This window comes from Microbacterium sp. MYb66 (genome assembly GCF_002979435.1).
Classification (GTDB): Bacteria; Actinomycetota; Actinomycetes; order Actinomycetales; family Microbacteriaceae; genus Microbacterium.
Map to the genome: position 1 here is coordinate 18,040 of NZ_PCOV01000002.1, position 12,866 is coordinate 30,905.

A 12,866-nucleotide genomic window follows, 5' to 3' on the forward strand; every position below is an offset into this window, starting at 1 on the left:
CGCCCACCGGGTGCGAGCGGAGGGACCGGGCAGGGCACTCTCCGCTGCGATCACGAATCGTGCTCGCGATCGCAGCGGAGAAGATGCCCGGGTCATCAGACCAGTGTCTCCTGCCACGCTGCGTGCAGCTGGGCGAACTTGCCGGTCCCCCCGATGAGGGCGGCAGGGGTGTCGTCCTCGATGATCTCTCCGTGCTCCATCACCAGCACCCGGTCGGCGATCGCGACCGTCGAGAGGCGGTGCGCGATGATGATCGCCGTGCGGTCCTTGAGCAGGGTCTGCAGAGCGTCCTGGATCAGGCGCTCCGACGGGATGTCCAGCGATGCGGTCGCCTCGTCGAGGATCAGCACCGCCGGATCGGCCAGGAACGCCCTGGCGAACGAGATGAGCTGGCGCTGGCCGGCCGAGACCCGCCCTCCGCGCTTGTTCACGTCGGTGCCGTACCCGTCGGGCAGCGAGGAGATGAACTCGTCGGCGCCGACCGCTCGAGCCGCGGCCCTGATCTCGTCGAGTGTCGCATCGGGCTTTCCGAGGGCGATGTTGTCGGCGACGGTCCCGCTGAACAGGTAGGCCTCCTGCGTGACCATGACGATCGCGCGGCGCAGGTCCTTCGGGTGCAGCGAGCGCAGGTCGACGCCGTCCAGCGTGACCCGTCCCTCGGAGGGGTCGTAGAACCGCGAGATGAGCTTGGCCAGCGTGGACTTGCCCGCACCGGTCGTGCCCACCAGGGCGATCGTCTCGCCGGCGGGGATGTCGAGCGAGAAGTTGGGGAGGATCGTCTTCTCCCCGTTGTAGCCGAAGGTCACCTCGTCGAACTCGATGTGGCCGCGGGACTCCCAGAGGTCGACCGGCTTCTCGGGGTCCGGGACGGTCGGCACCTCCTCGAGCACGCCCGACACCTTCTCCAGCGCGGCGGTGGCCGACTGGTAGGAGTTCAGGAACATCGCGATCTCCTGCATCGGAGCGAAGAAGTTGCGCACGTAGAGGACCGCAGAGAGCAGCACTCCCACCGTGAGCGCCCCCTCCGAGACGCGGATGCCGCCCCAGAGCACGACGATGCCGAGCACGAGGGCTGCGACGCCCATGAGACCGGGCTCGAACGTGCCGAACAGCAGCATCGAACGGCGGTTGACATCGCGGTAGTCGCCCGCGATCTCCTGGAACGCCTTGTCGTTGCGCGGCTCCTTGCGGAAGGCCTTGACGGCGCGGATGCCCGTCATCGTCTCGACGAACTGCACGATCACCTTCGCGCTGATCACACGCGACTCGCGGTAGACCAGCTGCGAGCGGGAGTAGAACCACTTCATCAGGAAGAACAGCGGCACGCCGCCGATCGCGAGGATCAGGCCGGACTGCCAATCCCAGAAGCACAGGGCGATGAAGGTGAAGAGTCCGAAGAGCACGCCGGAGACGAGTTCGTTCAAGCCTCCGTCGAGGAGTTCCTTGATCGAATCGAGGTCACTCGTCTGGCGCGAGATGATGCGACCCGACGTGTACGACTCGTGGAACTCCAGGCTCAGGCGCTGGGTGTGCAGGAAGATCCGCTTGCGCAGATCGAGCAGCACGGCCTGCGTGAGCTTGGCGGCGATGATGACGTACCACGCGATCAGCACGGCGGCGAAGGCACCCGCCAGCAGGTAGATGCCGCCGATCATGAAGGTCGGCATCCAGTCGGCCTGGTCGATGGCCGCGGGCAGCGCGCGGTCGAGGCCGATGCTGATGAGGATCGGGCCGGCGACCTGGAGTGCGGTCGACACGATCAGCACCGCGGCGGCGAGCACGATCCGCGGCTTCAGCGGGCTGACCAGCGATCCGAGCAGTCGCAGGGACCGGCGACGGATCTCTCTGCTCTCCTCGCGGGTGTACTCGGAACGATCCTCGTTCTGGGTTCCGGTGATGGCGGAGCTCATCGCTGCACCTCCTTCTCGGTGATCGGGTCTTCGTCGGCGGCCTCGACCCTGCGGCCCTCGCGAACCTCGTCTTCGACCTCGAGCTGTTCGTCGCGGATGATCGGGATCGCCCCGGTCCGCGCTGCCTCCTCGGCCTCCAGGCTGGAGATGACGTGTCGGTAGTGACGGCTGGTCTTCAGCAACTCGGAGTGGGTGCCCACCGCGGTCACGCGGCCGGCCTCGAGCAGCGCGACGCGGTCGGCGAGCGCGACGGTCGACGGACGGTGCGCCACGATCATGGCCGTGGTGTCGGCGAGAACGTGTCGCAGAGCCTCTTCCACGAGGGCCTCCGTGTCGACGTCGAGTGCCGACAGCGGGTCGTCGAGCACGAGAACCTTCGGCGCTGCCGCCACCGCACGCGCGAGCGCGAGCCTCTGGCGCTGTCCGCCCGAGAGGCTGAGCCCCTCTTCGCCGATCACGGTCTCGACGCCGTCGGGCAGCGAGTCGACGAAGGCGGCCTGTGCGACCTGCAGTGCCTCCCGCAGCACACGCTCGCCCTCCTCGCTGTGCACGTCGAGATCGGCGCGTCCGAGCAGCACGTTCTCTCGCACGGTCGCCGAGAACAGCGTCGCGTCCTCGAACGCCATCGCGATGTGCTGCCGGAGTTCGGCGAGCGGGAGGTCGCGGACGTCGACGCCGTCGAGCGTGACCCTGCCGCCCGTCACGTCGTACAGACGCGTGGGCAGGGTCGTGAGCGTCGTCTTGCCGCTGCCGGTGAGTCCCACCAGCGCCATGGTCTCCCCGGGACGCAGCACCAGATCGATGCCGTCGAGCAGATCGCGCTCGTGGGCACCGGCGTCCTGATACCGGAAGTGCGCGTTCTCGAACGCGAGCTCCCCGCGCGGGTTCTCGATGTGCACGGGGTGCTCCGGGTCGGTGATGGTGTTCGTCTCGGAGAAGATGTCGAACACGCGGTCGGTCGCCGTGCGGGCGTCGAGCATGAACGAGAACAGGAAGCCGATCGACTCGATGGGCCAACGGAGCACGACGGCCATCGCGAAGAACGCGAACAGCTGCGCCTCGTCGATCTGGTCCACGGAGATCAGCCAGATGCCGGACATCAAGCTGAGACCGAACGCGATCTGCGGCATGAGGTCGAGCCAGAACCAGATCGACGCGATCGCGCCGGCCTTGCTCATCTCGGTCTCGCGCAGCGTCTCGGCCTGGCGGCTGAAGCGGCTGAGGGCATGCTTGCCGCGCCCGAACGCCTTCAGCACGCGGATGCCGTGCACGCTCTCCTCGACGCTGGTGGCGAGGTCGCCGGCCTGGTCCTGGCTACGACGGGTGAGCGCGCCGTAGCGCTTCTCGAACAGGTAGCCGCGGATCCACAGCGGGATCGCGGTCACCAGGAAGATCGTTCCCAGCAGCCAGTGCCACCGGAACAGCAGCACCGAGCCGATGACGATCGTGAGGAGGTTGACGACGAGCAGCACGAGCCCGAACGCCAGCCAGCGACGGATGAGGCCGATGTCCTGCATCATGCGGCTGAGCAGCTGACCCGAACCCCACCGGTCGTGGAACGACACCGGAAGGGTCTGCAGGCGCGAGTACAGCTCGGTGCGCATCTTGTACTCGACCTCGGTGGAGGGGTTGAGCACGAACTGACGACGCAGCCAGACCATCAGCGCCTCGCCGAGCCCGAGCGCGAAGACGGCGACGGCACCCCAGACGATCGCACTGATCTCGCCCGAGTAGACGGGGCCGCTGATGATCTGCTCGAGGACGATCGGGATCATCAGGGCGATGATCGCGGCGATGAGCGCGCTGGCAGCACCGCCGGCGAGCCGCCAGATGACGGGCTTCACGAAGGGCTTCAGACGCCACAGTGCGGCCGGAGTGGAAAGGGTGGACGAAGGCGAGGGATTCTGCGCGGAAGGCGAGGAAGACATGTCTCTCAGACGAGTTTCGTATGGACAGCGATTGCGGAAGGGGACGGATGCGAGAGCGGACTCAGGGAGTCCGGCATCCGAAGAAGAAGGGGCGGGGTGGCTCTAGGAGAGCGGACGCGCCGGGGTCGAGCCGAGAGCGGCGATCCGCGCGGTGGCGATCGTGATCATGGTGTCCTCCTCAGGGGCTCGGCTATGTCGTCCGGTCGGCGCGACAGCCCACCAGCCTATGGCTGTGAACCAGCTGAATGCAAGAGTCATTCCCGATCCGCCGAATCCTGCTCCCGGAAGGGATCGATCGCCGGCTCGGGTCAGACGCCGACCGCGCCGCCCAGCTCCGACCGGAGGAATCGCCGCACGTTGCCGCCCAGCACCGCGAGGATGTCCGCTTCCGGCCAGCCGCGACGAAGCAGGGCCTCCGTGACGAGCGGGAGCCCTTCCGGACCGTCCAGCCCCGGCAGGTACTGGTCGGCCGGCACGCCCTCGATCGTCGTCTGCACGCAGCACGGCGCCGTCGTGTCGTCGAGCACCTCGCGGACGAAGTCCGGCCCCATCCCCACGTGCGCGATGCCGGCGACATCCACCACTCGCTCGAAGTGATCGATCAGGGTGTCGATCGTGTACTCGCTCGCGTGCAGGTACCCCGCGAAGAAGTTGACGCAGACGACTCCCCCGCCGGCCGCGACACCCGCGATCTGCGCATCGGTGAGGTTCCGATGGTGGTCGAACAGCGCCCGCACGGACGAATGCGTCGCGATGACAGGACGCGTGGCGAGCTCCAGGACGTGGTCGACGCCGCCCGCGCCGAGGTGGCTGATGTCGAACACCATTCCGATGCGCTCCATCTCGGCGAGCGCCTGGATCCCGTTGCGCGTGAGCCTGCTGCCTGCGGCGTCCTCTCCGCTGCCGTCGGCGAAGGCGCTGCGCCCGAAGTGGGCGACCGACCCCACCCGCACGCCGAGTCGATGCACCGTCTCCAGCAGCTCGACGTCGTCGGCGATGCCCGGCATACCTTCCAGCGCCAGTACCAGCGCGATGCGCCCGTCCCCGATCACGCGGTCGATGTCGTCGCCGTCGAGACACAGGCCGACGGCATCCGCGTTCCCCTCGGCCAGCCGGTGAGCGGCCTCGATCATGCGGAGCGTGCGGCGCAGCGCACCCTCCGGCCGATACTCGTCGTCGATGAAGACCGGCAGGATCTGCAGATCCACGCCCCCCGCCTGCAGTTGAGGGAGCCATCGGGCGCGGAAGAAGTCCGACCACAGTTCCGGCGAACGAGTCGCCACGGCACACAGCAGGTCGTTGTGCGCGTCGGCGACGACAGCGCGTCGGTGCAGATCGAGTGCGTCGTTCATGTTCGTCCGTCCGTCGTCGGGAAGGCCGTGACCGCTCCCCTCTCCGAGGTCCGGGAGCTGCGGCTTCGGCCCCTCCCCAGTCTCTCCACGGAAGGAGCCTACGTCCGCGACACGCTCAGCACTTCGTCGAGGAACACGATCGCGGGGGCCCGTGCTTGTGCCCTCGACTCAACCCTCGACGGCTTCTCGAGCGAGAAGGCTCTCCTTCACATCCAGCCCCCAGGCGAAGCCGCCGAGGCTGCCGTCGGTGCGCAGCACCCGATGGCAGGGCACGAAGAGCGCCGGAGCGTTGCGTGCGCAGATGGATGCTGCCGCTCGCACCGCGCGCGGATTGCCGAGCTGCGCGGCGAAGCCCGTGTACGTGAGCGGCGCGCCGGGTTCGATCGCACGCAACGCCGACCAGCCGGCGAGCTGGAGCGCGGTGCCGGACTGCTTCACGGCGACGGCGTCGATGGCCGACAGGTCGCCCGCGTAATAGGCCAGCACGGCAGCGGCGGCATCCGTCTCGCTCTCGCGGAGTTCGCCGGGGCGGGCCGCCGCGGAGAGGCGTCCGAGGATGGACTCGACGTCGGAGGTCCAGCCGGACGACAGCACGCGCTGCCGGTCGTCGGCGAGGATCGTGAAGGCACCGTCCGGCGTCTCGATGGTCTGGATGAGGGCGGTCATGAGTTCTCCTTCGTCGACGTGTCGAGGGTGGGGGCCGGACGAGAGCCGGATGCCGTCCGCCGACGCCCCACGGGGCGCACCGGGGCGGCGCGCCAGAGATGTGCGCTGAGGTAGCTGCGCCAGGGGGCCGTGCGTTCCGCCCAGGCGGTGAGAGGCCGAGCCTCTCCGGGCAGACCGGAGGCCGCCGCGCCGGCGCGCAGGGCGACGTCGCCCGGCAACAGGATGTCGGGGTCGCCGAGCACGCGCATGCGCACGTAGTCGGCTGTCCAGGGCCCGATGCCCGGCATCGCGAGGAGCCTGGCACGTTGCTCGGGTCCGTCATCGCCCACGGTGAGTGCGAGCGACCCGTCGGCGAGGGCGGCCGCAGCACCGGTGATGGCGCGGATGCGAGCCGCAGGACCCCGCAGCACCTCGGCGCCGTGCTCGGCGATGGCCGACATCGTCGGGAACAGCAGGCCGTCTTCGGTGCGCTCCCCCAGCGCCTCGGCGAGGGCGGTGAGCGCGGTGCGTGCGGCGACGACCGTGATCTGCTGCCCGACCATGGCCCGGATGAGCATCTCGTGCGGATCGGCGGATCCCGGAACGCGGATGCCGGGCGTGCGGGCCACGAGTGGTGCGATCTCCGGGTGCGCGGAGAGCGCCTCGTCGATCGCCAGCGGATCGGCATCGAGGTCGAAGATGCGCCGCGCGGTCGACACCAGTGGCGCCAGATCGCCCAGGCGAGCGACACGGGCCCGGAGATGCAGGCGTGCCTCCTCGTCCTGACTCACCTCGAACCAGGCGGGGCCGCCCGCCATCCGCAGATGCCGCGAGAACGACGTCGCCGTGGTCTCTTCGACACCGGGCAGCGCGCGAGCACTCATCCAGGCGAAGATGCCGCTCGTGTCGAGTGGACCCCGGTAGGGCAGCATGAGATCGATCGCGCCGGGAACGGCGGATGCCGGCAGACGGCGACGCGCCCTGAGCTCGCCCGGCGTGAGACCGAACACGTCGCGAATCGTGTCATTGCACTGTCGGATGCTGGCGAACCCGGCCGAGAACGCGACATCGGAGATCGGCATGGCGGTGCCGACGAGCAGCATCCGCGCCGTGTGCGCCCGATGCGCCCTGGCGAGCGCGAGTGGGCCGGCGCCGAGTTCGGTGGTCAGCAGCCGCGTGAGGTGCCTGCTCGAGTAGCCCAGACGCATGGCCAATCCCGGAACGCCCTCGCGCTCCACCACACCGTCGGAGATCAGGCGCATGGCGCGCGCGGCGGTGTCACCGCGGATGTCCCACGCGGGCGAACCGGGGGCGGCTTCGGGCAGGCAGCGCTTGCAGGCCCGATATCCGGCCTCGTGCGCGGCGGCGCTCGTCGGATAGAACGTCACGTTCTGCGGCTTCGGCGTGCGTGCGGGGCAGCTCGGCCGGCAGTAGATGCCGGTCGAGCGGACGGCCGTGACGAACTGTCCGTCGAAGCGGGTGTCGCGCGCGCTGATGGCCCGGTAGCGCTCGTCGAAGTCGGTCACGGGGAAGCTCATGCCTCCACTCTGTCACGCAACACCGACGTCGACTGGCGGAAATCGGACATGGCGGTGGAGGCCTCCTGCACCGAGACCCGCCCTGACGAGTCCGCCGATGCGGACCCGCCCTCTCGCTCAGTAGCGGGTGAGATCCACGCCGAGCTCGCCGAGGAGCCGCTCCACGATCGCGATGAACTCGGGTTGCGTCCTGCTCCGCTCGGTGCCGAGGTGACGCACGTCGAGGTCGACGTCGATCACACCGTCCACGAGCACGATCACCCGGTCGGCGAGATACACGGCCTCCTCGACGTCGTGGGTGACCAGCAGGGTCGCGAAGCCGTGATGTTCACGCAGCGTGAAGAGCAGGTTCTGCATCTCCAGGCGGGTCAGCGCGTCAAGCGCGGCGAAGGGCTCGTCGAGCAGCATGAGGCGCGGCTCGCGGACGATCGCTCGCGCGATCGCGACGCGCTGCTGCTCACCACCGGACAGAATGCCCGGCCATGATCCGGAGAGTTCGTCCAGACGCACCTCGCGCAGCGCGTCCCGGGCGCGAGCGCGCACCGAATCGCCCGCGAGGCCCAGCGCGACGTTGGCAGACACCCGCAGCGACGGCACCAGGCGCGGTTCCTGGAACACGACCGTGCGGCGCGGGTTCACCAGCGCCGCACCGGCGGTCGCGTCGTCGAGGCCGGCGGCGATCCGCAGTATCGTCGTCTTCCCGCTCCCGCTCTTGCCGAGCAGTGCCACGAACTCGTTCTCGGCGATGTCGAGGTCGACACCGTGCAGCACGGTCCGCTCGCCGAAGGCCTTGGTCACTCCGGAGAAGGACAGAGCCAGCGCAGCGGCGTCCCCGTGCTGCTCCTGGTGCTCGCTCCGCGTGGTGCTCATCGGACCCCCTTTCGACCGAGCCACGGCAACGCCGCCTTCTCGGCGCCCCGAACGGCGAGGTCGCCGAGAAGGCCGAGCACGCCGTAGACGATGATCACCGCGAAGATGACGTCCACCCGGAAGAACTGGAGCCCCTGGTTCGCGAGGAAACCCAGACCGGACTGCGCGTTGATCGTCTCCGCCGCGACCAGCAGCAGCACGGAGAGCGACACTGCGAGGCGCAGACCGTTGAAGATCGACGGCAGGGCCGCCGGGAGGATGACCAATCGGATCGTCTGGGAGCGACTGAGGTCGAACACCCGCGCCGTCTCGATCAGCTTCTTGTCGACGTGCTTGATCCCGTTGGAGGTGTTGACGTAGATCGGAGCGGCGACGGCGAAGGCGATCACCAGGATCTTCGGAAGCTCGCTCAGCCCGAACCAGGCGACGAAGAGGGGCAGGATGGCCAGTACCGGGACGGTGCGCAGGATCTGGGCGACCGGGTCGACGATGGCCTCCCCGATCCGGTTGAGGCCGCTGATGATGCCCGCGCTCAGGCCGACGACGCCGCCGACGAGCAGACCCGCCCCCGCTCTGGCGAGGGAGATTCCGAGGGCCTCGAAGAGGCGACCGGTCACGATGAGCTGCCAGAGCGTGTCGAGGACCTGCGCCGGATGGGAGAACACGCTCGTGTTGATGAGTCCGGATGAGGCGAACAGCGCCCACGCCGCGATCACGACGACGGGGATCGCGGCCCCGAGGGAGACCACACCCCACAGAGGCAGACGTGCACGGCCGCCGCGATACGCGGGTCGGAGCGCGGCGGTGTCGACGGAGGACGCCGGTGTGCTGATGACGGACATATGAGTTCTGCTCCGGTCGGGGAACGGGGGTGCGGCAGGCGCCGTCACCCCCGTTCAGGTCAGGGCTGAGGCTGCGGGAACGTCTCGACGAGCTTCTGGAAGCGGTCATCGAAGAACACCGATACGTCTTCGATCTCGTTCTGGATCGCGCCGTCCTCGAAGTAGAGATCAGCGTTCTGCTGCACCCCGGCGAAGAGCTCATCGTCGAAAGTGCGCTGCTTGGTCCCGACCAGGCTGTTCCAGTTGTACTCGGCCTGCTCAGGGGTGAGCTGTTGCTCGGACTCGTACAGGGCCACGATCTCATCCTCGTGCGCATCCCAATAGCTGGTGTTCAGCTCGTTGAACCGCACGTACCAGTCGGCGATCGCTGCCTCCTTCACCGGGTCGGCGAGAGTCTTCGTGGTGGCCGCGTAGCCTCGGAGCACAGGAACACCCAGCTCGCGGCTGGTGATGAGGATCTTGGCTTCGCCGCTCGCGAGAAGGGGCGCGATGAGGGTGAATCCGCTCGTGAACACGTCGGCCTGGCCGGTCGTGAACGCCGCGACCTGCTCGGGCGAGGTCTGGAACGAGACTCCGGAGATGTCGTCGTGCGTGAGGCCCGCCTCCTGGAGATTCGCCAGAAACGACGGGTATGCGTCCCCACTGGTGCTCCACGCCCAGGAAGCGCCCTCGAGGTCGTCGATGGAGTCGATTCCGGAGTCGGTTCGCACCGCGGTTCCGAACCAGGGATACTCGCCCTCCTGGTCAGGGGACCAGCCGCCGATCAGCTTGACCGGCGCGCTCTCCGCCGTCCACGGCACCGGCTCGTTGCCCGCCTGGAGCACCGGGGTGCTGACGCCGTAGAACGCCAGGTCCAACTCGCCGCTGTTGAGCCCTGTGACCTGCTGCGGGAAGGTCGCGACCGAGGTCTCGACCTTGTACGGGGCGTCGTCGAAGAGACCGGAGTCCTCGATCAGACGAGCCCAGACGGTGTCGAGGACGCCGACCTTGAGGGTGACGCCCGTGAGATCGATCTCCTGCGTCGGGTCTGCGGTGGCGGCCTCGGCCTCGGGCTGCGCAGCGCATCCGGCAGTGCCGGCGAGGACCGCGAATGCGGTGAGTGCGACGCCGACGGCGAGCGCGATTCGTGTGCGGGGCATGGAATGTTCCTTCTGGTGCTGTGCGGTGTTCGGGTAGGTGATTCAGCGCTCAGTCTCACCTGAGGTCATGCGGCATCACCCCTCGGTCGACTCGCGCGGAAAGGCGACGTAACCGAGCGCAATGAAGGCTCACGACTCGGGGTCGAGGCGGGGCAGCAGCAGCTCTGCGACGGTGGTGGCCTCCTCGGCGAGCGGCCACCCCGAGAAGATGAAGGTGTCGACGGCGGGCACTGCGCTCTGGATCCTCGAGATCGATCCGTGCACATCGTCCGGCGATCCCAGCAGGTACACACCGGCCCCTTCTCCCATGATGTCGAAGGCGCTCCACGGCGTGAGGCCGGCGAAGACGCCGGGTTCGAGTTCGAGTTCATCGACGGTGGGGAGCCGACCGGCAAGGATCCGGTCCACGATGACCTGACGTCTCGCGTCCGGGGCCGTGAAGTCCGCGAGGCCCGAAGCTCCCTTGCTCAGGGCACGCACCCGCGCCTCCAGTCGATCCCGCGTGTGCTCGACGCCGGTGGCCTCGATCTGCTCCACGAATCTGTCGATCGCCTCCTGACGCCGCGGGCGCACGATCACGCTGCCGTGCACGCCGAGTCCGCGGAACTTCCGTCCGTGACGCGCGGCCGCCGCTGCACCCCCGGCGAACTGCGCGCGCAGGGCCTCGGTCTCCCGCAGATGCGCGAGGTACACCTCGACGACCCGTCCGGCGTGATCCTGCCCCGCCGGCGACGCCCCCGCGCCCCACAGGGGCGCGTGCGGCTCCTGCACCGGGGCGATCGGCTCCGCCGACTGCTGCCGGAACGGGCGGTACTCGAGCGGTTCGAAGGAGTCGGAGAAAGCCCGACGGAACGTGTCACGCGCGAGGTAGGTTTCCTCGTACGATGGCTCCTTCCCCTCGTAGGCCTCGACGAACAGCCTCCAGTACTGCGCGCTCAGCGCGTATCTCTCATCGTGCGGTACGGGGAGCCCGTACGTCTGGATGCGCGGATCGATGCCGTTCACCAGGTTCAGCAGCAGCCGTCCCCCGGTGTGCTGATCGAACGTGAGGATCTGCTCAGCCAGAAGCCGAGGCGCCGTCAGCCCCGGATAGAACGGGATCAGGAAGCGGAGACGCTGCGTGCGGTGCGCGATCTGCGCGATCGTCAGGAACGAGTCCTGCGAGTAGGTGCCCTGAAGCGCGCCGTAGAAGGGCAGAGTATCGAGGTGCGCGGCGAGGTCGCCCACGCTCTCGACACCGCCGGGAGGTCGCGACTCCTTCACCCAGGGGGTGAGTCCGTCGTAGGGGCTGAGGTACCAGAGGATCTTGGTCATGCGCGGCTTTCGGTTCAGACGGCGGACAGTTCCGCGGGACGGGTGGCTGAGGTGCGCGGGGTGGAGCCGGCGAGGAATGCGCCGATCGCGTCCCCCATCCACTCCTGCGCGATGAGGAACGAGTCGTGACCGTGCGGACTCTCCAGCACGAGAGGTTCGCGTCCTGTCACGCTCGACGGCGCGAGCCGGGTGATCTCGCGCTGCTGCGCGACGGGGAAGAGACGGTCACTGTCGATGCCGATCACCAGCAGCGGGGTGTCCACCGCAGAGAGCGCCTCGGCGAGTCCGCCACGGCCTCGGCCGATGTCATGCGTGTTCTTCGCATCCACGAGCGTGACGAACGCGTGCGCGTCGAAGGTCTCCGCGAAACGGGCTGCCTGCTTCCTGGCATGGCTCTCCACGGCGAACTCCTCGCCGTCTGATCGTTCCGCTGTGCGGCCGAACCGGACGTGGAGTTCGCCCTGACCGCGATAGTTCAGCATCCCCAGCCGACGGGCGAGCGCGAGTCCGGCACGAGGGCGGGCGCCCGAGGCGAGGTAGTCCCCGTCTGCATAGTCGGGGTCGGCGCGGACGACGTCGATCTGCAATGAGTTGGTCGCGATCTGCTCCGCGTCGGTGATAGCGGGAGCGGCCACCACGGCGACGCGGTCCACCCTGTCGGAGGCGACGAGCAACTCCAGCGCCTGCATCCCGCCGAACGAGAGGCCGAGCGCCCCCGCCCAGCGCTCGATGCGGAGAGCATCGGCCAGTCGCTCGCTCGCCGCGGCGAGATCGCGGATCGTCAGGCGCGGAAAGCGCCCGCCCCACACCCGCCCGTCGGGACCGAGGGATCTCGCGGCGGTCGAGCCATGGCTGCCACCCAGAGCATCGACGACCACGACACACCACCGATCCGTATCGATGCCGCGTCCAGGACCGAGGGCCCGGCTCCACCACCCCGATCGGCGATCCCCCGGACGGTCGGCGGCATGCGTGTCGGCGCTGAGGCCCGGGAGGAGGAGCACCGCATTGCGACCGTCGACGGCGAGCCGTCCGAAGATCTCGACCCTCAGTGTCGCTCCGGGGAGCACGATCCCGCTCTCGAGCCGCAGGTCCCCGATCACTACGTCGGCGATCCTGTGCGACTCGTCCGCCGTCGGCGACAGGGAGGACAGGACGCTCGCGGATGCGCCGTGACGGTGTGACGGCATGCGCGTTCCTTCCATTCTCCGGGCGATCGTCGTCACACTATGGGGGCGCGTCGCCACGAACCAGGCGGAGGAGCGTCGATGACGATCCGCGTCTGCGTATGACGAGGGGTGACGACGCCGCTGCGACCGACGGGGTCG

Annotated in this window: 10 protein-coding genes; all 10 read right to left on the reverse strand. The window is 68.7% G+C overall.

Annotation, left to right across the window (positions count from 1 at the left end; translation table 11 throughout):
* Positions 1-95: 95 nt before the first annotated feature.
* Entirely contained in the window at positions 96-1,910 is a 1,815-nt protein-coding gene (locus CQ045_RS03890) for an ABC transporter ATP-binding protein (RefSeq protein ID WP_105721389.1), read from the reverse strand.
* The gene (locus tag CQ045_RS03895; protein WP_105721390.1) at positions 1,907-3,838 is read right to left on the reverse strand and encodes an ABC transporter ATP-binding protein; all 1,932 of its coding nucleotides are present in this window, start codon (positions 3,836-3,838) and stop codon (positions 1,907-1,909) included. Before CQ045_RS03895 ends, CQ045_RS03890 begins: the two co-directional genes overlap by 4 nt.
* 308 nt (positions 3,839-4,146) lie before the next feature.
* A complete protein-coding gene (locus tag CQ045_RS03900; protein ID WP_105721391.1) occupies positions 4,147-5,190 on the reverse strand; it encodes a dipeptidase in 1,044 nt (347 codons plus the stop codon).
* Positions 5,191-5,358: 168 nt separating this feature from the next.
* Entirely contained in the window at positions 5,359-5,856 is a 498-nt protein-coding gene (locus CQ045_RS03905) for a methylated-DNA--[protein]-cysteine S-methyltransferase (protein WP_105721392.1), read from the reverse strand.
* Positions 5,853-7,373 carry a DNA-3-methyladenine glycosylase 2 family protein gene (locus tag CQ045_RS03910; protein ID WP_105721393.1) on the reverse strand — a complete coding sequence of 507 codons (1,521 nt, stop codon included), beginning with the start codon at positions 7,371-7,373 and terminating at the stop codon, positions 5,853-5,855. The genes CQ045_RS03905 and CQ045_RS03910 overlap by 4 nt, the downstream gene beginning before the upstream one ends.
* Before the next feature lie 117 nt (positions 7,374-7,490).
* Positions 7,491-8,243, reverse strand: coding sequence for an ABC transporter ATP-binding protein (locus CQ045_RS03915; protein WP_105721394.1), 753 nt, complete (start codon positions 8,241-8,243; stop codon positions 7,491-7,493).
* Positions 8,240-9,085: an ABC transporter permease gene (locus CQ045_RS03920; RefSeq protein ID WP_105721395.1), complete on the reverse strand. Its 846-nt coding sequence runs from the start codon at positions 9,083-9,085 to the stop codon at positions 8,240-8,242. Before CQ045_RS03920 ends, CQ045_RS03915 begins: the two co-directional genes overlap by 4 nt.
* A 59-nt stretch (positions 9,086-9,144) precedes the next feature.
* Positions 9,145-10,224: a PhnD/SsuA/transferrin family substrate-binding protein gene (locus CQ045_RS03925; RefSeq protein WP_105721396.1), complete on the reverse strand. Its 1,080-nt coding sequence runs from the start codon at positions 10,222-10,224 to the stop codon at positions 9,145-9,147.
* A gap of 129 nt (positions 10,225-10,353) precedes the next feature.
* A complete protein-coding gene (locus CQ045_RS03930) occupies positions 10,354-11,538 on the reverse strand; it encodes an LLM class flavin-dependent oxidoreductase (RefSeq protein ID WP_105721397.1) in 1,185 nt (394 codons plus the stop codon).
* Positions 11,539-11,552: 14 nt separating this feature from the next.
* Positions 11,553-12,728 carry a homoserine O-acetyltransferase gene (locus CQ045_RS03935; RefSeq protein ID WP_181156433.1) on the reverse strand — a complete coding sequence of 392 codons (1,176 nt, stop codon included), beginning with the start codon at positions 12,726-12,728 and terminating at the stop codon, positions 11,553-11,555.
* Between the last annotated feature and the right edge of the window lie 138 nt (positions 12,729-12,866).

Excerpts from the sequence above, each read along its gene's own strand:
- CQ045_RS03905 (WP_105721392.1), bottom strand. The coding sequence starts at position 5,856 with ATGACCGCCCTCATCCAGACCATCGAGACGCCGGACGGTGCCTTCACG.
- CQ045_RS03890 (WP_105721389.1), bottom strand. The coding sequence starts at position 1,910 with ATGAGCTCCGCCATCACCGGAACCCAGAACGAGGATCGTTCCGAGTAC.
- CQ045_RS03895 (WP_105721390.1), bottom strand. The coding sequence starts at position 3,838 with ATGTCTTCCTCGCCTTCCGCGCAGAATCCCTCGCCTTCGTCCACCCTT.
- CQ045_RS03920 (WP_105721395.1), bottom strand. The coding sequence starts at position 9,085 with ATGTCCGTCATCAGCACACCGGCGTCCTCCGTCGACACCGCCGCGCTC.
- CQ045_RS03930 (WP_105721397.1), bottom strand. The coding sequence starts at position 11,538 with ATGACCAAGATCCTCTGGTACCTCAGCCCCTACGACGGACTCACCCCC.
- CQ045_RS03900 (WP_105721391.1), bottom strand. The coding sequence starts at position 5,190 with ATGAACGACGCACTCGATCTGCACCGACGCGCTGTCGTCGCCGACGCG.
- CQ045_RS03910 (WP_105721393.1), bottom strand. The coding sequence starts at position 7,373 with ATGAGCTTCCCCGTGACCGACTTCGACGAGCGCTACCGGGCCATCAGC.
- CQ045_RS03915 (WP_105721394.1), bottom strand. The coding sequence starts at position 8,243 with ATGAGCACCACGCGGAGCGAGCACCAGGAGCAGCACGGGGACGCCGCT.
- CQ045_RS03935 (WP_181156433.1), bottom strand. The coding sequence starts at position 12,728 with ATGCCGTCACACCGTCACGGCGCATCCGCGAGCGTCCTGTCCTCCCTG.
- CQ045_RS03925 (WP_105721396.1), bottom strand. The coding sequence starts at position 10,224 with ATGCCCCGCACACGAATCGCGCTCGCCGTCGGCGTCGCACTCACCGCA.